21 protein-coding genes and 1 riboswitch are annotated in these 16,838 nt (G+C 72.4%); of the genes, 3 read left to right on the forward strand and 18 right to left on the reverse strand.

The window, feature by feature from the left end:
* Positions 1 to 137: 137 nt before the first annotated feature.
* Complete coding sequence (locus tag ACIGXW_RS07355; RefSeq protein WP_399572459.1) at positions 138 to 1,274, reverse strand: MFS transporter; 1,137 nt, start codon at positions 1,272 to 1,274, stop codon at positions 138 to 140.
* A gap of 219 nt (positions 1,275 to 1,493) precedes the next feature.
* Between ACIGXW_RS07355 and ACIGXW_RS07360 the strand changes: the two genes are divergently transcribed.
* Positions 1,494 to 1,877 carry a helix-turn-helix transcriptional regulator gene (locus tag ACIGXW_RS07360; protein ID WP_071963658.1) on the forward strand — a complete coding sequence of 128 codons (384 nt, stop codon included), beginning with the start codon at positions 1,494 to 1,496 and terminating at the stop codon, positions 1,875 to 1,877.
* Between the two features lie 2 nt (positions 1,878 to 1,879).
* On the opposite strand, the gene ACIGXW_RS07365 is transcribed toward ACIGXW_RS07360, so the two are convergent.
* From ACIGXW_RS07365 to ACIGXW_RS07385, 5 genes are all read right to left on the reverse strand, one after another.
* Positions 1,880 to 2,218 carry a winged helix-turn-helix transcriptional regulator gene (locus tag ACIGXW_RS07365; protein WP_399570936.1) on the reverse strand — a complete coding sequence of 113 codons (339 nt, stop codon included), beginning with the start codon at positions 2,216 to 2,218 and terminating at the stop codon, positions 1,880 to 1,882.
* Positions 2,219 to 2,236: 18 nt separating this feature from the next.
* Entirely contained in the window at positions 2,237 to 2,830 is a 594-nt protein-coding gene (locus tag ACIGXW_RS07370) for an NADPH-dependent FMN reductase (RefSeq protein WP_399570939.1), read from the reverse strand.
* Between the two features lie 149 nt (positions 2,831 to 2,979).
* Positions 2,980 to 4,224, reverse strand: a complete 1,245-nt coding sequence (locus ACIGXW_RS07375) for a GNAT family N-acetyltransferase (protein ID WP_399570941.1) — start codon at positions 4,222 to 4,224, stop codon at positions 2,980 to 2,982.
* A 94-nt stretch (positions 4,225 to 4,318) separates the two neighbouring features.
* On the reverse strand, positions 4,319 to 5,314 hold the full coding sequence (locus tag ACIGXW_RS07380) for an asparaginase (RefSeq protein ID WP_399570944.1): 996 nt from the start codon (positions 5,312 to 5,314) through the stop codon (positions 4,319 to 4,321).
* Between the two features lie 53 nt (positions 5,315 to 5,367).
* Positions 5,368 to 6,015, reverse strand: a complete 648-nt coding sequence (locus ACIGXW_RS07385) for an AmfC protein (RefSeq protein WP_399570947.1) — start codon at positions 6,013 to 6,015, stop codon at positions 5,368 to 5,370.
* A gap of 153 nt (positions 6,016 to 6,168) precedes the next feature.
* Here ACIGXW_RS07385 and dtd point away from each other — a divergent pair, with 153 nt between their 5' ends.
* Complete coding sequence (gene dtd / locus ACIGXW_RS07390) at positions 6,169 to 6,594, forward strand: D-aminoacyl-tRNA deacylase (RefSeq protein WP_071963663.1); 426 nt, start codon at positions 6,169 to 6,171, stop codon at positions 6,592 to 6,594.
* 8 nt (positions 6,595 to 6,602) lie between these two features.
* Here dtd and ACIGXW_RS07395 read toward each other — a convergent pair whose 3' ends face one another.
* The 6 genes from ACIGXW_RS07395 to ACIGXW_RS07420 form a co-directional block, all read right to left on the reverse strand.
* Positions 6,603 to 7,583 (reverse strand): glycine cleavage T C-terminal barrel domain-containing protein, encoded by a 981-nt coding sequence (locus ACIGXW_RS07395; RefSeq protein WP_071963664.1) that lies wholly within the window; start codon positions 7,581 to 7,583, stop codon positions 6,603 to 6,605.
* 9 nt (positions 7,584 to 7,592) lie between these two features.
* A complete protein-coding gene (locus tag ACIGXW_RS07400; RefSeq protein WP_071963665.1) occupies positions 7,593 to 8,042 on the reverse strand; it encodes a transcriptional repressor in 450 nt (149 codons plus the stop codon).
* Positions 8,043 to 8,061: 19 nt separating this feature from the next.
* Positions 8,062 to 9,090 carry an ABC transporter substrate-binding protein gene (locus tag ACIGXW_RS07405; protein WP_399570950.1) on the reverse strand — a complete coding sequence of 343 codons (1,029 nt, stop codon included), beginning with the start codon at positions 9,088 to 9,090 and terminating at the stop codon, positions 8,062 to 8,064.
* Between the two features lie 8 nt (positions 9,091 to 9,098).
* Entirely contained in the window at positions 9,099 to 9,866 is a 768-nt protein-coding gene (locus tag ACIGXW_RS07410; protein WP_399570953.1) for an ABC transporter ATP-binding protein, read from the reverse strand.
* A complete protein-coding gene (locus tag ACIGXW_RS07415) occupies positions 9,866 to 10,948 on the reverse strand; it encodes an iron ABC transporter permease (protein WP_071963674.1) in 1,083 nt (360 codons plus the stop codon). Before ACIGXW_RS07415 ends, ACIGXW_RS07410 begins: the two co-directional genes overlap by 1 nt.
* 140 nt (positions 10,949 to 11,088) lie before the next feature.
* A riboswitch (cobalamin riboswitch) is annotated at positions 11,089 to 11,173 on the reverse strand.
* Positions 11,174 to 11,194: 21 nt separating this feature from the next.
* Entirely contained in the window at positions 11,195 to 11,791 is a 597-nt protein-coding gene (locus ACIGXW_RS07420; RefSeq protein ID WP_071963668.1) for an FABP family protein, read from the reverse strand.
* A gap of 275 nt (positions 11,792 to 12,066) precedes the next feature.
* On the opposite strand from ACIGXW_RS07420, the gene ACIGXW_RS07425 reads away from it, so the two are divergent.
* A complete protein-coding gene (locus ACIGXW_RS07425) occupies positions 12,067 to 12,432 on the forward strand; it encodes a DsrE family protein (RefSeq protein ID WP_071963669.1) in 366 nt (121 codons plus the stop codon).
* Positions 12,433 to 12,462: 30 nt separating this feature from the next.
* On the opposite strand, the gene ACIGXW_RS07430 is transcribed toward ACIGXW_RS07425, so the two are convergent.
* From ACIGXW_RS07430 to ACIGXW_RS07455, 6 genes are all read right to left on the reverse strand, one after another.
* Positions 12,463 to 12,738 carry a DUF3099 domain-containing protein gene (locus tag ACIGXW_RS07430; RefSeq protein WP_071963670.1) on the reverse strand — a complete coding sequence of 92 codons (276 nt, stop codon included), beginning with the start codon at positions 12,736 to 12,738 and terminating at the stop codon, positions 12,463 to 12,465.
* A 111-nt stretch (positions 12,739 to 12,849) separates the two neighbouring features.
* The gene (locus ACIGXW_RS07435) at positions 12,850 to 13,137 is read right to left on the reverse strand and encodes a DUF1416 domain-containing protein (RefSeq protein ID WP_399570956.1); all 288 of its coding nucleotides are present in this window, start codon (positions 13,135 to 13,137) and stop codon (positions 12,850 to 12,852) included.
* A 33-nt stretch (positions 13,138 to 13,170) separates the two neighbouring features.
* Complete coding sequence (locus ACIGXW_RS07440; RefSeq protein ID WP_360916781.1) at positions 13,171 to 14,013, reverse strand: sulfurtransferase; 843 nt, start codon at positions 14,011 to 14,013, stop codon at positions 13,171 to 13,173.
* A gap of 406 nt (positions 14,014 to 14,419) precedes the next feature.
* Positions 14,420 to 15,127 (reverse strand): DUF2993 domain-containing protein, encoded by a 708-nt coding sequence (locus ACIGXW_RS07445; protein WP_071963673.1) that lies wholly within the window; start codon positions 15,125 to 15,127, stop codon positions 14,420 to 14,422.
* A 150-nt stretch (positions 15,128 to 15,277) separates the two neighbouring features.
* Positions 15,278 to 16,516 carry a hypothetical protein gene (locus ACIGXW_RS07450; RefSeq protein WP_399570959.1) on the reverse strand — a complete coding sequence of 413 codons (1,239 nt, stop codon included), beginning with the start codon at positions 16,514 to 16,516 and terminating at the stop codon, positions 15,278 to 15,280.
* 10 nt (positions 16,517 to 16,526) lie between these two features.
* Positions 16,527 to 16,814, reverse strand: coding sequence for a MoaD/ThiS family protein (locus ACIGXW_RS07455; protein WP_399572461.1), 288 nt, complete (start codon positions 16,812 to 16,814; stop codon positions 16,527 to 16,529).
* Positions 16,815 to 16,838 lie beyond the last annotated feature (24 nt).

The following is a 16,838-nucleotide window of genomic DNA, read 5'->3' on the forward strand; positions in this document are numbered from 1 at the left end:
TCTCGGACACGGTGTGCCGCTCTCCCCGCGCCCTAGGGCGACTCGACTGCTTCCACTACGACAAGGACGTAGCAGTCTAACGTTCCGGGCATATGGACCGACCAGGCATTTTCGACCGGGCCGGGCCGGGCCTCGTCCTAGGCGCCGGGCACCCGGCGCCCGCGGGCGAGGACGACGAGGCCGCCGGCGACCGCGAGGCCGGCCAGGGTGGCCGCGAACGTCGTCGCGCCGTCGGCCAGGCCGATCGCGTCGCTCAGGTAGCCGGCCGAGACGGCCAGGGCTCCGGCGGGGAGGTAGCCGCCGACGTTGAGGGCGGCGTTGGCCTCGGCGAGGCGCGAGGCGGGGATGCCGGAGTTCAGCAGGGAGAGCCCGCCGAACTGCCCCATGCCCTGTCCGGCGCCGGCGAGCAGCGCGGCGACGACGAGGAGGGCGACGGAGGAGGTGTGCACGGCCGCCGTGAGGACGCTCATGCCGGCCACGATGCTCGCCGAACCGGCGAGCAGGATCGTACGGATCCGCAGCCGTGTGACCGCGAACTGCACGCCTGCCGAGGCGAGGAACATCACGAAGGCCATCGCCCCGGCGGCCCCGCGGTCGGCCGTGCCCAGCAGGCCGGACAGCAGGGACGGGCCGAGCGCGAGCACGAACGAGGTCGACGCGAGGCCGGGGGCGAACACCGCGACGCCGAGCAGGAGCCGGCCGCCGTCGCCCCGCGGGACCCTCGGCACCCGGATCCAGGCGCCCCGGCCCGCGGCGGCGGGGCGGTGCACCGGCATGCGCAGGACGACCGGGAGCGCCAGGGCCAGCAGCGCGATCTCGACGAGGAAGACCGTGACCGTCGGGGCGGGCAGCGTCTCGGAGAGCACGCCGGCCAGCAGCGGGCCGAGGCCGGCGCCGAGGACCATCGCGCAGGACGCCAGCAGGGCGGCGAGGCGCTTGCGGCCGGGGCCCGCCACGTCCGTCACGGCGGCCATGCCGGCGGAGACGACGGCGCCCACAGCGATCCCGGTGAGCAGCCGGGCCGTGATCAGTGCGGCTACCGAGGTGGCGGTGGCGAAGATCGCGGAGGCCAGTGCCGCGAGCACCAGCGCCGGTACGAGGACGGGCTTGCGGCCGAGCCGGTCCGAGGCCACGCCCGACACCAGCAGCGAGGCGGTCATCCCGACGACGTAGAAGGCGAAGACGACGGTCAGCGTGCCCTTCGAGAAGCCGATGTCGCGCTGCCAGAGCCCGTACAGCGGGGTCGCGGCGTTGGAGAGGACGAACACCGCCATGACCGGCCAGGCCGCCAGCCACACCCACCACCGGGGCACCGCTGCCGGTGCGGGTGCGAGGGAGTGGCCGGGCTCCGTTTTCGGGCGTGCGGACAGGGTCGACGGCATGGGTTCTCCTCGGCGGGCTCCAGTACGAGTCGAGTCGAACATAGCATGCGGTACGATTGGAGTCGTACAAAGGAATCGACTGGTGAACCGCCCGACGGAGGGGATGTCCCGATGACGTCAACGGCCCGTGCGCATACGGTCGTCAAGGCTCTGCCCGAGCCCGAGGGCCTGCCCGAGCCCCTGCCGGAGCCGGCCGTCGACGAGCTGCGCCTGGATGTCGTGATGGGCGCCCTCAGCGATCCGCTGCGCATGACGATCGTGCGGAAACTCCTGCTGGAGTCCGAGCGGTTCGACCATTCCTGCGGGTGGTTCGGGCTGGACCGCCCCAAGTCCTCGCTCACCCACCACTTCAAGGCCCTGCGCGAGGCCGGCGTCACCCGCCAGCGGCAGTACGGGCTCGAACGGCGCAGCCACGTCCGCATCGACGACCTCGAAGCCCGCTTCCCCGGACTGCTCGACCTCGTGGTCGCCTGGACGCCGCCCGCGGCGCCCTGACGCTACGCGCTCGCCGCCCGCAGGCGGGCGAGGCGGCGGCCGCCCCAGGCGCCGAGCGGCGCCAGGGCCCGGTGGAGGTCGTGGCCGTCCTCGGTGAGGGAGTACTCCACCTTGGGCGGCACCACGTCGAACACCTCGCGGTGCACGATGCCGTCCGCCTCCAACTCCCTCAGCTGCTGGGCCAGCACCTTCTCGCTGATGCCCGGCAGCAGCCGCCGCGTCTCACCGAAGCGGCGAGGACGCTCGTGCAGTGCCCACAGGATGAGCACTTTCCACTTGCCGTCGATGACGTCGACGGCGGCGTCCAGTCCACACTCGTACGACGGCGGCTGTTTGTTCATGCCCCCACGGTAAACGTGTCACTTGCCGTACGGGCGGGCCGCGCGCGCCTCGCGCAGGGACTTGGCCCACCAGCCGAGCTGGTCGAGCATCGCCTTGGCGGCGCCGGCGGCGGAGATGCCCGCCTCCTCGTCCAGGTGGCGGCCGGACTCGTCCAGCTTGCCCCAGGGGCTGTGGAAGCTGACGGTCTCGCGAATGGTGACGGCGTGCAGCTCGGCGAAGACCGGGCGCAGGTGCTCGACCGCGCGCAGGCCGCCGGAGAGCCCGCCGTAGGAGATGAAGGCCACCGGCTTGGCCTGCCACTGGGTGTAGTGCCAGTCGATGAGGTTCTTCACGGAGGCCGGGTAACTGTGGTTGTACTCGGGGGTGATGACGATGAAGGCGTCCGCCTCCGCCAGCCGCGGGGTCACGGTGGCGAGGGCGGCCGACTCCTGCGGGCCGGGCTCGCTGCTGAGGTTCACCGGCAGCGGGTGGTGGGCCAGGTCGATGACGTCGACGTCGATGTCGTCGCGCTGCGCGGTCTGTTCGGCGAGCCACTTGGCGACGGTGGGGCCGAAGCGGCCCTCGCGGGTGGAGGCGACGACGACGGCGAGGCGGTACGGGGACTCGGACATGACGGGCTCTCCTCGGCAAGGGTGGCAAGGCAATGGGGAGGCCCCCGGGCTGTTGACCGCGGGGCCGTTGAGAAGAAGCCTCTTACCTCAACCGCGCTTGAGGTCAAGCGTGGATCTGTGAGGCCGGGAAGAGCCCGTACCGCCGCGCCTCAGAAGTGGTCGGGGCACCAGGGCCGGCGCGCCGTGCGCAGCATGAGTTCCGCGCGCTGTGCGGCGCCGGTGCGCTCCTCGTCGAGCCGGCCCAGGGCCGCGAGCCGCACCGCCGACTCGTCGCCGAGGTAGAGGGCGGCCAGTTCGGCGACGCCCAGGGAGAGTTCGGCCGGCCGCTTCGAGGGCGTGCAGCTCGTGCCGCCGGGGTCCGCCTCCAGCAGGAAGCGCCCGCCGGCGTGGCCCCCTGGGTCGGTGACGTCCAGTACGAGGGAGCCGGGGCAGGCGTACGTACGGGCCTCCAGCAGGGCCGGCACGTCGAGGGGGCGCAGCCACAGGTAGTCGGAGTGCAGGGTGAGCTTGGCGGCGCGCGGGTCGGGCAGCAGCAGCGGCAGGATGTCGTCGGGCGCGCGGAAGCCGGAGGTGACCTTGGTGACCCAGTCGACGGACAACAGGAAGTGCCACAGGGCGCGTTCGGCCTCCGTCGAGACCGCTATCAGGCCGTGCACCGTGGCGGTGTTCTGCGGCCGCTTGCCGTCCCACACCTCGTCGCAGGTGTAGGTCACCAGCCCGTCGACGCTGCCCTCGGGGGAGCGGTAGAGGGCGTAGTAGGGCTCCGTCCACGCGGGCATGCCGGGCTGGGGGATGTCGCCCGTGGCCAGCCGCCACCAGCGCTCGGTGCGGTCGACGACGCCGTGGCGGACGGCCCGCAGCCGCTCGTGCAGGGCGGGGCCGAGCCGCCGCACGGTCCCGGCGTCCACGAAGTCGACGCGGCCACCGTCCGCCGGGCCCGCGTAGCGCTTGTCCAGGCCGGCGCGGGCCACGTCGACCTCCCACTCGGAGACCCAGGCGGCCGGCCCGAACCCGTACCGGCCGTAGATGAGCCACTCGGACGCCAGGAGCGTGGCGGCCACCTCGCCACGGTCCCGGGCGGCCCGCAGGTCGTGCTCCATCATGCGGCTGAGCAGGCCGCGCCGGCGGTGGGTGGCCGAGACGGTGACGTTGGAGACCGCGCTCGCGGGGACCGCCGCCCCGCCGGGCACGGTGATGCGCTGCGGGAAGCTGCGGAACGTGCCGACGCACTGTTCCGCGTCGAACGCCCCCTGTACGCGCTCGAGGTCCATGCCCGAGCGCCGGGTCTCTATCTCTTCCTTGGCCACGGTGGGAGGCCGTAGGAAGCCGGTGTGCATGGCTCGGATCCAGTCGGGCAGGTCGGGGTCGCCGATCGTACGCACCTCGAGGCTCATACGAGCACGCTAGGGGCCCTGCCCGGGCGCACGCATGCGATTTGTGGCCGCTATCGGATCCTTACGAGCGTCAGCGGTACATCACACGGCTTGCTCAGAACGCGACGCGGATCTCCCCGACCCGCCGCCCGCCGCCCAGCAGCGGCTCGTCGGCGATGCGGGCGACGACGGGGGAGTCGACGCCCAGCAGTTCCAGGGCGCGCGCCAGCACCGGGCCCAGGGCGCGCAGGGCACCGTCGTCGATCTTGAAGGCGAGGGCGCGGCCGTCCGGCAGGGCCACCGCCTGCACCGCCTCGGCGCCCATCTTCGACAGCGCGCCCGGTATCGCGCGCATCAGCCAGGTGTCCGGGCGGCGGGTGCCCGCGACGTACTCGGGGTGGGCGCGCATCGCGTCGGCCACCCTGCGCTCGGGCGTCCCCGGCTCGGCCAGCACGAAGCTGCGGAAGGCCCGGGCGAGACCGGTCAGCGTCAGCGCCATCAGGGGCGCCCCGCAGCCGTCCGTGCCGACGTGGGCCACGGACTCGCCGCTCGCCTCCTCCACGGTCCGCAGCACCAGCTGCTGCAGCGGGTGCTCGGGGGCGAGGTAGCTCTCCACCGGCCAGCCGTTGGCGACACACACGGCGATCATCGCGGCGTGCTTGCCGGAGCAGTTCATGGTGACCTTGTCGCGGACCTGGCCGGAGGCCAGGTAGGACTCCGCCTCGACCGGGTCCAGGGGCAGGTCCGGCGGGGTCTGCAGGCCGTCCTCGGGGATGCCGAACTCGGCGAGCATCGTGCGGACGAGATCGAGGTGGAACGATTCTCCGGAGTGGCTGGCGGCGGCCAGTGCCAGCCGCTCGCCGGACAGTTCCAGCCCGGCCCGCAGTATCGCGGCCGCCTGCATCGGCTTGTTGGCCGAGCGGGGGTAGACCGGGGCGTCCGGGTCGCCGAGCGCGTACTCCACGCTGCCGTCGGCCGCCAGGACCACCAGCGAGCCGCGGTGCCGGCCCTCGACGAAGCCCGAGCGCACGACCTCGGCGAGGACGGGGGACACGCCCGGTATGCCGGCGGGAGCCGCGTTCGCGGGCGATGCAAGGGTCGAGGAGGTCATCGTCGGCCTTCCGGGGGGTGGTGCGAGGACCCCTCCGGCGCCCTGCGGGGCGATTACGAGAGGAGGTCGTCTACTTGTGCTTCCCCTTCACGGTACCTGCGTGCGATTTCCGCGCTGCAATCGTCGGCCGTGTGCTGCAGTCCCGTGCGCCGCAGGGACACCTGCCGCTCGTGCGCCTCCAGGCGTCCCATGCCCTCGCGCAGCTCCCGGTCCGTCCGGGCGCCCAGATCCGACAGCTCGACCTCCGAGAGCATGTCCTCGGCCAGCCGCCGGTACTCCTCGCTGTGCGGCGTCCCCACCGTCACATGACGGGCGGACGAGCGGTGCGCGGACGGGCCGTCCGCGAGGATCTCCGACAGCCGCTCCACCAGCAGCCGCTCCACCACCGGCGAGCCCGGGGCCGCCCGGCGCGCCAGCTCGGCCCGCAGGATGTCGATGCGGCCCTGCAGCAGCCGCCGCACATAGCTGAGGTCGGCCTCGTCCCGCTGTGCGTCCCGGCGCAGCACCCGCAGCTCCGCCAGGCGCAGCTCGTTCAGCCGCCGCCCGGGGACGTCCGCCGTTCGCCCGGAGCGCTGGCTCGGGGGTCTGGCGTGCAAGCTGTCCACTGCCTTGAGGTCCTTCAACTTCTTGAGGCCCTTCAGCTCCGTGGCCGCGCGGTCGGCCGCAGTGAGCATGGGGCCATCCTCGGTGGGTGTGGTCATGCGGTTCCGTCCCCTCGGGCGGTGTGCGGCCGGATCACGTTCCCCTTGCCCGCATAAGGCACCGCCTGCACGCATCGTGCCATTCGGTGCGCCCCGGGCGCAGGGTCTCTCCACCCGAACGGACCCTTATGGCCGCAGGGCATCATGGTCCGTATGCGTGCAGTGGTGCAGAGGGTGAACGGCGCGAGCGTCGCCGTGGACGGCCGGGTCGTCGGAGAGATCGTCGGCGAGGGCCTGTGCGTGCTCGTCGGCGTGACGCACGAGGACACACCGGAGCGCTCGGCGCAGCTGGCCCGCAAGCTGTGGTCCCTGCGGGTGCTGCAGGACGAGAAGTCCTGCAGCGACGTGGGCGCACCGCTGCTGGTGATCTCCCAGTTCACTCTCTACGGTGACGCCCGCAAGGGGCGCCGCCCCACGTGGAACGCGGCTGCTCCGGGCCCCGTGGCGGAGCCGCTCGTGGACGAGGTCGTCGCGCAGCTGCGGGCGCTGGGCGCGCACGTGGAGACGGGCCGCTTCGGAGCGGACATGAAGGTCTCGCTCACGAACGACGGCCCGTTCACGGTGCTGCTCGAGGTCTGAGAGAGGCTCTACGGCTCGACGACGGTCTCCTGCGAGGCCGCCGTGCCCTCCCCGACCAGCAGCGGCGCGTCCACCGGTACGTTGCGCTTCACCAGGGCGAGGGCGATCGGCCCCAGCTCGTGGTGGCGGGCCGAGGTCGTGACGAAGCCCAGCTGACGGCCCTCCGGGCCGTCGGAGGCCAGCCGCACGGGGGCGCCGTGGCCCGGCAGGTGCACCTCGCTGCCGTCCAGGTGCAGGAAGACCAGGCGGCGCGGGGGCTTGCCCAGGTTGTGGACGCGGGCGACGGTCTCCTGGCCGCGGTAGCAGCCCTTCTGGAGGTGGACCGCCTCCCCGATCAGGCCCAGCTCGTGGGGGATGGTGCGGTGGTCGGTCTCCAGGCCGAGCCGTGGCCGGTGGCCCTCCACGCGCAGCGCCTCGTAGGCCAGGGCGCCCGCGGCCGGGCCGTGCGCGGCCGCGAAGTCCGTCAGCTGTTCGCGCGGCAGGAACAGGTCCCGCCCGTACGGCGTCTCGCGCACCGTGACGCCCTCGGGCGCCTCGGCGATCGAGCCCGCGGGCAGGTGCACGACCGCGATGTCGGCGCTGCGGTCGGCGACCTCGACCTTGTAGAAGAACTTCATGCTCTCCAGGTACGCGATCAGCGCGTCCTGGGTGCCGGGCTCGACATGGGCCCAGGTCGTCTCTCCGTCGTCCACCAGATACAGCGCGTGCTCGATGTGGCCGTGCGGGGAGAGGATCAGCGCCTGGGTGGCCCGGCCGGGCGGGAGGTCGCTCACGTGCTGGGTGAGCAGCAGGTGCAGCCAGCTCAGCCGGTCGGGCCCGGTGACGGTGACGACCCCGCGGTGCGAGAGGTCCACGAATCCGGTCCCGTCGGCGAGCGCGCGCTGCTCGCGGAAGGGGTCGCCGTAGTGCGCGGCGACGCCTTCGTCCGGGCCCTCGGCGGGGACGGCTCCGGGCAGCGACAGCAGCGGGCTCTTCGAATGACGCTCCATGAGGCAAGCCTAAGGGGCGGTATCCGCAGCCTTCGAGGAAGGCTTCGCGGAGCACTGTGCGCACCGGCCGAAGATCGCGAAGTGCTTCATGTCGGTCTCGAACCCGAAGTCCTCGCGCAGCTTCGCCGTGAAGTCCGCGGCCACCGACAGGTCGGCCTCGATGACCTCCGTGCAGTCCCGGCAGACCAGGTGTATGTGGTGGTGCCGGTCCGCCAGGTGGTACGTGGGCGCGCCGTGCCCGAGGTGGGCATGGCTGACCAGGCCCAGCTCCTCCAGCAGCTCCAGCGTCCGGTAGACCGTCGAGATGTTCACCCCGCCCGCGGTCTTGCGGACCTCGGTGAGGATGTCGTCCGGAGTCGCGTGCTCGAGACGGTCGACCGCCTCCAGCACGAGCTGGCGCTGCGGGGTCAGCCGGTAGCCGCGCTTACGGAGGTCGCTCTGCCAGTCGGTGTCCACCACGCTCCCAGTCTAGGCAGCGTCAGCCGTTGCGTACCCCCTTCAGATAGTCGGCCAGGGCGGCGACGGCCGCGGGGTTGCGGGGGCTCTCGACGAGGTCGACGTAGTCGAGGACGAAGACGCGGTCGTTCTTGATGGCCGAGACGTTCGCGAGCGGCGGGTAGGACATGAGGAACTTCTTCTTCTCCTCCGCGCTCACGTTCCCGTAGTTGTTGATGACGATGACCTCGGGGTCGCGCTCGACGACGGTCTCCCAGCCGACGGTCACCCACGAGTCCTTGAGGTCCTTCATCACGTGGTCGCCGCCGGCCTTGGTGATGATGTCGTGCGGCCCCGCGAACGTGCCCGCCGTCAGCGGCTTGTCGCGGCCGTCGTCGTAGAGGAAGACGCGGGGCGCCCTGCCGTCCTTCGGGACGCCGGCCTGGGCGTCGGCGACGCGCTTCTTGAAGCCCTCGACGAGCGTGCGCGCCCGGTCCTCCACGTCGAAGACCTTCCCCAGGGTCTCCAGGTCGGTGTAGAGCGCCTCCAGCGGCGGCATGACCCCGCGGGACTTGCCGGTGCCGCCGTTGTGGCAGGACTCGGTGAGGACGTACGAGCCCACGCCCAGCTTCTTCAGGGCCTCGGGCGTGAAGGCGTTGCCCTCGCCGAAGCCGTAGTTCCAGCCCGCGAAGACGAGGTCCGCCTTCGCGTCCAGGACCAGCTCCTTGTTGATCTCCTTCTTGGACAGCCACTTCACCTTGTCGTAGCCGCTCTTCCAGGGCGCCTCGCCCTTGTCGTCCCGGCCGGTCTTGTAGTCGGGGGCCACATAGCCGGCCATGTGGTCCTCCAGGCCGAGCGCGAACATGATCTCGGCGATGCCGACGTCGTTGGTGACCACGCGCTGCGGCGCCTTGTCGTACGTCGTCTTCACCCCGCAGTTCTCGACGGTCACCGGGTAGTGGCCCGAGCCCGCCTCGCTCTGTTTGTCGCCGGAACCGTCCGAAACCTTCGCGCCGCAGCTGGTGAGCGTGACGGCGGCGAGCAGGGCGAGGCAGATACGCGCGGTACGCATGGGGGTCCTTAGGGAAGGCGGTCGAAGAGCAGCTGCGGGGCGCCGGAGGCCGGGTGCGGCACACGGTGCGCCCGTACGCCGAAGACCTCGGCGAGCAGCCCGGCGGTCAGCACGGAGTGCGGCGGGCCGGAGGCGACGATGCGGCCGCCGGCGATGACGTACAGGACGTCGCAGTGGGTGGCGGCGAGGTTGAGGTCGTGCAGCGCGGCCAGGACCGTCAGGCCGGAGGAGCGCACCAGCGCCAGGACCTCCAGCTGCTGGGCGATGTCCAGATGGTTCGTCGGCTCGTCCAGCACCAGCACCTTCGGCTGCTGGGCCAGTGCCCGCGCGATCAGCACCCGCTGCTTCTCGCCCCCGGACAGGGTCAGGAAGCCGCGCCCCGCGAGATGGGCCGCGCCCACCCGCTCCAGGGCGCTCGTGCAGACCTCGGTGTCGGCCGCCGTGGCGCGCCCGGCGGCACTCTGGTGCGGCAGCCTGCCCATCGCCACGACCTCGAAGACGGTGAAGTCGAACTCGCTCGCCGACTCCTGCGGCAGCGCGGCCAGCCTGCGGGCGCCCTCGCGGGCGCCGAGGGCGTGCAGGTCGTCGCCGTCCAGCAGCACCCGCCCGGCGGCCGGCCGCAGCGCGCGGTAGGCGCAGCGCAGCAGCGTGGACTTGCCGCTGCCGTTGGGGCCGACCAGCCCCACGAACTGTCCGCTGCCGGCCCGCAGCGCGATGTCCTCGACGAGCCGTGTGCCCGCGATGTCGACCGCCAGGCCCTCGATGTCGACACGCATCACGAACCCCCGAAGGTGTAGCCGCGCCGCCGCATCAGCAGCACGAAGCACGGCACGCCGATGAGCGCCGTGATGACGCCGACCGGCAGCTCCACCGGTGCCAGCAGCAGCCGGGAGACGACGTCCACCCACAGCAGCAGCACCGCGCCCAGCAGCGGGGCCACGGCCAGCACCCGGCGGTGGTCGGCGCCCACGATCATGCGGGTGATGTGCGGGACCATCAGCCCCACGAAACCGATCGCGCCGCTGACGGCGACGACGGCCCCGGTGACGGCGGCGGTGACGACGAACAGCACCCGGCGCAGCCGTTCGGCGTCCACGCCGAGCGAGGCGGCGGTCTCGTCGCCCATGGCGAGGGCGTTGAGGCTGCGCGCGGACCACAGCAGCGCGCCGATCCCGGCCAGGACGACGGCGGCGGCGATGGGCAGGGACGACCAGGTGGCGCCGCCGAGGCTGCCGAGCAGCCACATCATCGCCGAGCGGGCGGCCTCGCCCCGGTCGGCGCTGAAGACCATGAGCGTGGTGATGGCGGAGAAGCCGTAGTACATGGCGCTTCCGGTCAGCACCAGGCGCAGCGGGGTCAGTCCGTGGGCGGTGCGCGCCGCCGCGTAGACCAGGGCCATGGCGGCGAGCGCGGAGACGAAGGCGGCGCCGGAGAGCGCCCACACGCCCAGCGAGGCGAACGCGCCGAAGAGCATGACGGCGTTGGCGCCGACGGCGGCGCCGGAGGAGATGCCGAGGGTGAAGGGGTCGGCGAGGGCGTTGCGCACCATGGCCTGGGCGCCCACGCCGATGGCGGAGAGCCCCGCGCCGACGACGGCGGCCAGCAGGGCGCGCGGGAAGCGCAGCTCCCAGACGATCGTGTACGCGGAGACCTCGTCCGGTGCGATGCTCGCGCCGGTCAGCCCGGCCCGCAGGTAGCGCAGCGTTTCGCCCCAGCCGATGCCGGCCGAGCCGAGGGCCACGCAGCACAGCAGCGAGGCGAGGAGGGCGAGGACGAGCCCTGCCATGAGCGGCGGCAGGGGGAGCCTGCGGGGCGGTGGCGCGACGCCGCCGGGCGGGCCCGGCGTCTTCGCGGCCATGGCCAGGGGGTCGATCGCCACGGGCGGTGTGCCCTTCGCCTCGGGCCGCTTCCGTACGTACTGAGGAGCGGCCCGCGGCGGGCTCCGCCGGGGTGTCCCCTCGCAGTCCACGGCGAGTTGTGCAGGGATCCGCGCGCCGCGGGCGATCGGGCTCGCGGAAGGGGCCCCGAGGGGCCCTTCCGCCTACCGTTGCGGGTCAGCGCCGGACTTCGACCGGACTTCCCCCGCGGGGCGCTCGGGTGGTGATTACGGCTGGTAGGGCGTGCCGTCCTCGCGGAAGAAGGAGACGCCGTCCGGCATGTCCTCGGGCAGGCTCTCGGCCCACTCCTGCAGGCTCTGCTGCGTGGCGACCTTCTTCAGGTGCGCGGACATGTACGGGCGCAGCGGCACCTCGGGGGTGGCCTTCTCGCCGACCCACATCAGGTCGCCCTTGACGTAGCCGTACAGGCGCTTGCCGCCGGTGTAGGGGCCGGAGGCCCCGGTGCGGGCGACGGCGTCCGTGGCGAGGTCGATCTGCGGCTTCTTGTCGGCCAGCTCGCCGTACCAGACCTCGGCGACACCCGAGTCGCGCGTCATGACGATCTCGACCTTGCGGTCCGCGTCGATGCGCCAGTAGCCGCTCTCGGTCTCCAGCGGGCGGACCATCTTGCCCTCGCTGTCGAGCACCCAGGTGTGCGAGGTGTACTCGAGGAAGTCGCGGCCGTCGTGCGAGAAGGTGACTTCCTGCCCGAAGTTGCACTTCTCGGCGCCGGGGAAGTCGGCGACGCCCGCGCCCTCCCACTTGCCGAGGAGGAAGACCAGGGGCACCAGGTCACGGTGGAGGTCGGACGGAATCTCGATCATGAGCTCAGGCGATCTGTAGGGGGTGCGGACAGGGGGGTCAGCGCTGGCCCTGGTACAGCTTCTTCCAGGTCAGGCCCGCGAAGGCGAGAACGCCTACGGCGACCAGGACGAGCAGGGTGGTGAAGACTGCCTCAAGCACGAGCGCGCTCCTCGGTCGGAGTGAGGGTTGTACGGACCGTGGACGAGTCTAGTCGGCCGTCCCGGCGGAGGCGCTGTGAGGTGGATCGTGGCCGGGTGTCCGGCCGCGCGGGACGCCGTGGACCTAGAGTGGCCGCATGGCGAAGAAGCTCGTGATCAAGGTGACGGCGGGCGCCGACGCGCCCGAGCGGTGCTCGCAGGCGTTCACGGTGGCGGCCGTCGCGGCGGCCAGCGGCGTGGAGGTCTCGCTGTGGCTGACCGGCGAGTCGTCGTGGTTCGCGCTGCCGGGGAGGGCGGCGGAGTTCGAGCTGCCGCACGCGGCACCGCTGCCGGACCTCATCGACGGGATCAGGGCCGCAGGCGGAATGATCACGGTCTGCACACAGTGCGCCGCCCGCCGCGACATCGAGGAGAAGGACCTGATCGAGGGCGCGCGCATCGCCGGGGCGCAGGTCTTCGTCAGCGAGGCCATGGCCGACGACGCGCAGGCGCTCGTCTACTGATCGCGTGACCTGGGGGCCCGTGGTCCGGGGCTAGTGCTCCTCCCACGACCCCGGGCGGCGCTTGCCGTCCAGCTCGTCCCACCACTCGTCCGACTTCGGGTCGCCCGACGGGTCGTCCCACCAGCGGTCGTCCGGGCCGCGGCGGTTGGCCACGACGGCCGCGACCGGGGGGATGACCATGGCGAACAGGCACATGCCGACCGCCGCCGGCACCGACCACAGGCGCACCACGGACCACGCCAGGACGAACATGCCGATGCAGGTGCCCATCATGGCGAAGTACAGGTGGCGTCGCCGCGCGTACACACCTTCACCGTACGACCGCGCCACGGGTAGCGCGAAGGGCCGCACCCCACCATCCAGGCGTCCAACCCAGGGGTACGGCCCTCCGGCCGTTCTCGTGTCCGACGCGTCGCCTCAGACGGCGATGGCGATGTCCGCCAGCGCGCCCTTCTGCGCCACGACCGTGCGGTCGGCGCTGCCGCCCGGCACGAGCGCCCGCAGCGTCCAGGTGCCCTCGGCGGCGTAGAAGCGGAACTGTCCGGTCGCGGACGTGGGCACCTCGGCGGTGAACTCGCCGGTGCTGTCCAGCAGCCGCACGTAACCGGCGACGGGCTCGCCGTCGCGGGTCACCGAACCCTGGATGGTCGTCTCACCGGGCTTGGCGGTCGAGGCGTCGGGACCGCCGGCCTTTGCTCCACACATGGGTGATCCTTCTTCTTGCGGTGGGTCGGGAGGTCAGTTGGCGCCGAGCTCGATCGGCACGCCCACGAGCGAGCCGTACTCGGTCCAGGAACCGTCGTAGTTGCGCACGTTGTGCTGGCCGAGCAGTTCGTGCAGCACGAACCAGGTGTGCGCGGAGCGCTCGCCGATGCGGCAGTAGGCGATGGTGTCCTTGGCGAGGTCCACGCCCGCGCCCTCGTAGAGCTCCTTGAGCTCGTCGTCGGACTTGAACGTGCCGTCGTCGTTGGCCGACTTCGACCAGGGGATGTTGCGCGCGCTCGGCACGTGGCCGGGGCGCTGCGACTGCTCCTGCGGCAGGTGCGCCGGGGCGAGCAGCTTGCCGCTGAACTCGTCGGGGGAGCGCACGTCGATCAGGTTCAGCGAACCGATGGCGGCCACGACGTCGTCGCGGAAGGCGCGGATCGAGGCGTCCTGCGGCTTGGCCGTGTACGTGGTGCGGGCGCGCTGCGGCACCTCGGCGACCAGGTCGCGGGAGTCCAGCTCCCACTTCTTGCGGCCGCCGTCGAGGAGACGCACGTCCTGGTGGCCGTAGAGCTTGAAGTACCAGTAGGCGTACGCCGCGAACCAGTTGTTGTTGCCGCCGTAGAGGACGACGGTGTCGTCGTTGGCGATGCCCTTGCCGGACAGGAGCTCCTCGAAGCCGGCCTGGTCGACGAAGTCGCGGCGGACCGGGTCCTGGAGGTCGGACTTCCAGTCGATCCGGACGGCGGTCTTGATGTGGTTCTTGTCGTACGCGGAGGTGTCCTCGTCGACCTCGACGAGGACGGTCTTCGGGTCGCCTGCGTCGATGCGGGCCTGTACCCAGTCGGCGTCCACCAGGACGTCACTGCGGCTCATGCTGTTCTCCTCCGGGGCAGTTGCGGATGTGCGCCAGCGTGTGCGGGTGCGCGGCAGTCGTGCGCGGCGCCGCGCAGTGGGGGGCGGTGGTGCGGGGAGGCGGCCTGAACGGCCGAAAGGGGAGCCGGAAGCGGTCCCCGTCAGACACGGCGACAGAGCATGGCGGCCACGCGGCACAGGTCTACTGCCCGCCGCTTGGTGAGATCCGCCTGTCGCTTCATGGGGCGATCGTAGGGAGGGACCGGGAGCCCTGTCACCAGTCGGCCGAATGGTGAGACGAAATGTCTCGAATAATGGGACCAGTTGGCCGAATCGAGGTTCCGGATCCGCCCGGCGCGGCCCGTGCGGCCCTGTGGTCGCCCGTACGGACTGACGTACGGACGGCCGCGTCTCGCAGCGTGGACGGTCAGCCGGCGAGGTTGACGTCGGTGCCGGTCAGGGTGATGTCGACGCCGGTCGGCGTCGTGACGACCTTGTCGAGCTTGAGGCCCTTGGGAAGGCCCGAGATCTGCCGGTCGAAGTCGGTCTTCTCGCGGACCTTGCGCTCCATGCCGGGGATGCCCTGCGCGGGGACCTCGTCCGCCCGCACCCGGACCGTGTTGCCGTCCACCACGCTCACCGTGGAGACCACGCTGCGCTCCAGGGGCTGGCCCATGACCGTGACCTTGCCGGTGACCTTCACCTGGCTGCGGCCGGCACCGTCCTTGCCGCCGTAGGCGACGGAGACGCCGGGGTCGCCGGCGGCCTTGGTGAGTTCTTCGTACGACAGGTGGGCGGTGCCCGTGGCGCGGCCCGCGACGGCGGAGGAGAAGCTGCTGTCGATACGGACGTTGTGCAGCTGGGCGTCGAAGCCGCTGACCTTCACCGAGCGGTCGCCGGTGCCCGCGGTGATGCCGTCGAGCTTGACGTCGACCTGCTCGAGCTCGGAGGCCGCGACCTGGGTCAGGAAGGGGAAGCCCTTGATCGAGACGTCGGGGGTGCCGGAGAGGCCCTGGCTGCTGCGGATCTTCTCGGCGGCCTGGTTCTCGGCGAAGTAGACGGCGGCACGGTCGGCGGCCACGAAGAGGCCGGCCAGGACCACGGCGACGATCACTATCGTTCGTATCGCACGCATCGGCTGTCGATCCCCACTCTCGGTCAGGCTGTCCCGTGAGCCTAACCGGAGCGTTCGGGTGAATGCGGGGTCGTGTACGTCACCGGTCTGTAACCACCGGTCCTCAAACGCCGGACGGGCCGCATTCGCAGCCCGTCCGGCACGTGAGGGCTATCCCAGCGCCCGTCCCAGCACGTACACCGCCGGTGCGGCGATCGTCAGCGGCAGGGCCACGCCCGCCGTCATGTGCACGAACCGCGACGGGTAGTCGTAGCTCGCCACCCGCAGGCCGATCAGCGCGCAGACGCCGGCCGCCAGGCCCAGCAGCGCGGCCGACGCGCCCATGTCGGTCAGCCGGCCGGCCGCCACGCCCGCGCCCGCGGCCGCGATCAGCGCGACGACGGGGGAGACGACGGACGGCAGCGGCAGGGCGCGCGCCAGGACGGCCGCGGCCACGCCGATCGAGCCGACGACGACCGCGTCGGAGTCCGCCGCCAGATGACCGCCCGCCATGACCGCCAGGGCGGCCGAGGCGGTCGCGGCGGTCAGCCCGTACAGCCGCTCGTCGGGCGAGGCGTGGCTGCGCAGCTGGAGCACGACGACCAGCAGAATCCATACGCCCAGCGTGCCGAGCAGGACGGTCGGCGCCTTCGTCGTGTCCGTGGCCAGCAGGCCGATGTCGGCGACCACGCCGCCGAGGAACGCCAGCGCGATGCCCTGCCGGGCCGGCCACATGCCGTTCAGCCGGAACCAGCCGGCCGCCGTCACCGCCTGCAGCAGCACCAGCGGCACGGCCAGCGCGGGCCGCGCCAGCGGTGCCGTGACGGCCAGCAGTACGGCGAGGAAGGACGTGATCAGCGCCGGTTGGAGCCCCGGGGAAAGGATCTGCGGCCGGCCCTCGGCCCTGGCCTTCTCGGCGGCGGTCATCGGCCGCTCCGGCTCCGCCTCCGGCTCGGGGTGCGCCGCCGCGGCCGGAGCGTAGGCGTCCGCCAGGGACACGTGCGCCGCGGGCGCGGGCGTCGTCTGCGCCTCGTACGCCGACGGCCGCTCCTGGGCCCAGGCCGCGGCACCGGCGGCACCGCCGACGGGCCACGGCGACTCGTACGCCGGCTCGGCGGCCGGGGCCGGGGCAGGAGCCGGGGCGGGCGCCTGCTGCTGCCAGCTCTGCGCGTCCCAGGTCTGGGTCTGCCAGGTCTGGGTGACCGGCCCGTCCTGCTCCGGCCAGTCGTGCTGGGGCCAGGCGGCGGGCGTCTGCGGCTGGTGCTGCTGCGCCGGGGCCTGGGAGTCGTACGGGTAGTCGTACGCCGGCTGTCCCGTCTGCTCCTGGTGGTCGGTACGAGGCTCGTATGGCCCGTAGGGCTCATAGGGCCGGTGCGGATCGTACGAATTGTGGTGATACTGATCGCTCATGCTGGCGGGGTCACCCTCCTGCGAAGGGCGGGAGCACCTCGACCGTGCCGCCCTCGGCCAGTTGGACCGTCGAGTGGTCGCGCGTGCCGACGGGGTCGCCGTCCACGAGGAAGGAGCAGCGCGAGAGCACCCGCGCGAACTCCGGCTCGTCCTCGTGCCGCCACCGTGCCGCGTCCAGCGCGTCCGCGAGCGTCCGTGCCGCGTACGGCTCTTCGGCCGTACCGGCGGCGGCCTTGGCCGCGGCCCAGTACCGGATCGTGCCGGCCGGTGGTTCCGGCGGCGCCGGCTGCGCCGGCAGCCGTGCCGGCCGTGCCGGGTGTGT

This window comes from Streptomyces sp. NPDC053079 (assembly GCF_044546695.1).
GTDB lineage: Bacteria > Actinomycetota > Actinomycetes > Streptomycetales > Streptomycetaceae > Streptomyces.

What these genes read in the sequence shown, in the direction of transcription:
- ACIGXW_RS07380 (WP_399570944.1), bottom strand. Translation starts at nt 5,314, where the DNA reads ATGACCTCCTCGACCCTTGCATCGCCCGCGAACGCGGCTCCCGCCGGC.
- ACIGXW_RS07425 (WP_071963669.1), top strand. Translation starts at nt 12,067, where the DNA reads ATGGCGAAGAAGCTCGTGATCAAGGTGACGGCGGGCGCCGACGCGCCC.
- ACIGXW_RS07415 (WP_071963674.1), bottom strand. Translation starts at nt 10,948, where the DNA reads ATGGCCGCGAAGACGCCGGGCCCGCCCGGCGGCGTCGCGCCACCGCCC.
- ACIGXW_RS07385 (WP_399570947.1), bottom strand. Translation starts at nt 6,015, where the DNA reads ATGACCACACCCACCGAGGATGGCCCCATGCTCACTGCGGCCGACCGC.
- ACIGXW_RS07445 (WP_071963673.1), bottom strand. Translation starts at nt 15,127, where the DNA reads ATGCGTGCGATACGAACGATAGTGATCGTCGCCGTGGTCCTGGCCGGC.
- ACIGXW_RS07370 (WP_399570939.1), bottom strand. Translation starts at nt 2,830, where the DNA reads ATGTCCGAGTCCCCGTACCGCCTCGCCGTCGTCGTCGCCTCCACCCGC.
- ACIGXW_RS07410 (WP_399570953.1), bottom strand. Translation starts at nt 9,866, where the DNA reads ATGCGTGTCGACATCGAGGGCCTGGCGGTCGACATCGCGGGCACACGG.
- ACIGXW_RS07375 (WP_399570941.1), bottom strand. Translation starts at nt 4,224, where the DNA reads ATGAGCCTCGAGGTGCGTACGATCGGCGACCCCGACCTGCCCGACTGG.
- ACIGXW_RS07355 (WP_399572459.1), bottom strand. Translation starts at nt 1,274, where the DNA reads ATGGCGGTGTTCGTCCTCTCCAACGCCGCGACCCCGCTGTACGGGCTC.
- ACIGXW_RS07450 (WP_399570959.1), bottom strand. Translation starts at nt 16,516, where the DNA reads ATGAGCGATCAGTATCACCACAATTCGTACGATCCGCACCGGCCCTAT.
- dtd (WP_071963663.1), top strand. Translation starts at nt 6,169, where the DNA reads ATGCGTGCAGTGGTGCAGAGGGTGAACGGCGCGAGCGTCGCCGTGGAC.
- ACIGXW_RS07395 (WP_071963664.1), bottom strand. Translation starts at nt 7,583, where the DNA reads ATGGAGCGTCATTCGAAGAGCCCGCTGCTGTCGCTGCCCGGAGCCGTC.
- ACIGXW_RS07440 (WP_360916781.1), bottom strand. Translation starts at nt 14,013, where the DNA reads ATGAGCCGCAGTGACGTCCTGGTGGACGCCGACTGGGTACAGGCCCGC.
- ACIGXW_RS07420 (WP_071963668.1), bottom strand. Translation starts at nt 11,791, where the DNA reads ATGATCGAGATTCCGTCCGACCTCCACCGTGACCTGGTGCCCCTGGTC.
- ACIGXW_RS07435 (WP_399570956.1), bottom strand. Translation starts at nt 13,137, where the DNA reads ATGTGTGGAGCAAAGGCCGGCGGTCCCGACGCCTCGACCGCCAAGCCC.
- ACIGXW_RS07405 (WP_399570950.1), bottom strand. Translation starts at nt 9,090, where the DNA reads ATGCGTACCGCGCGTATCTGCCTCGCCCTGCTCGCCGCCGTCACGCTC.
- ACIGXW_RS07365 (WP_399570936.1), bottom strand. Translation starts at nt 2,218, where the DNA reads ATGAACAAACAGCCGCCGTCGTACGAGTGTGGACTGGACGCCGCCGTC.
- ACIGXW_RS07360 (WP_071963658.1), top strand. Translation starts at nt 1,494, where the DNA reads ATGACGTCAACGGCCCGTGCGCATACGGTCGTCAAGGCTCTGCCCGAG.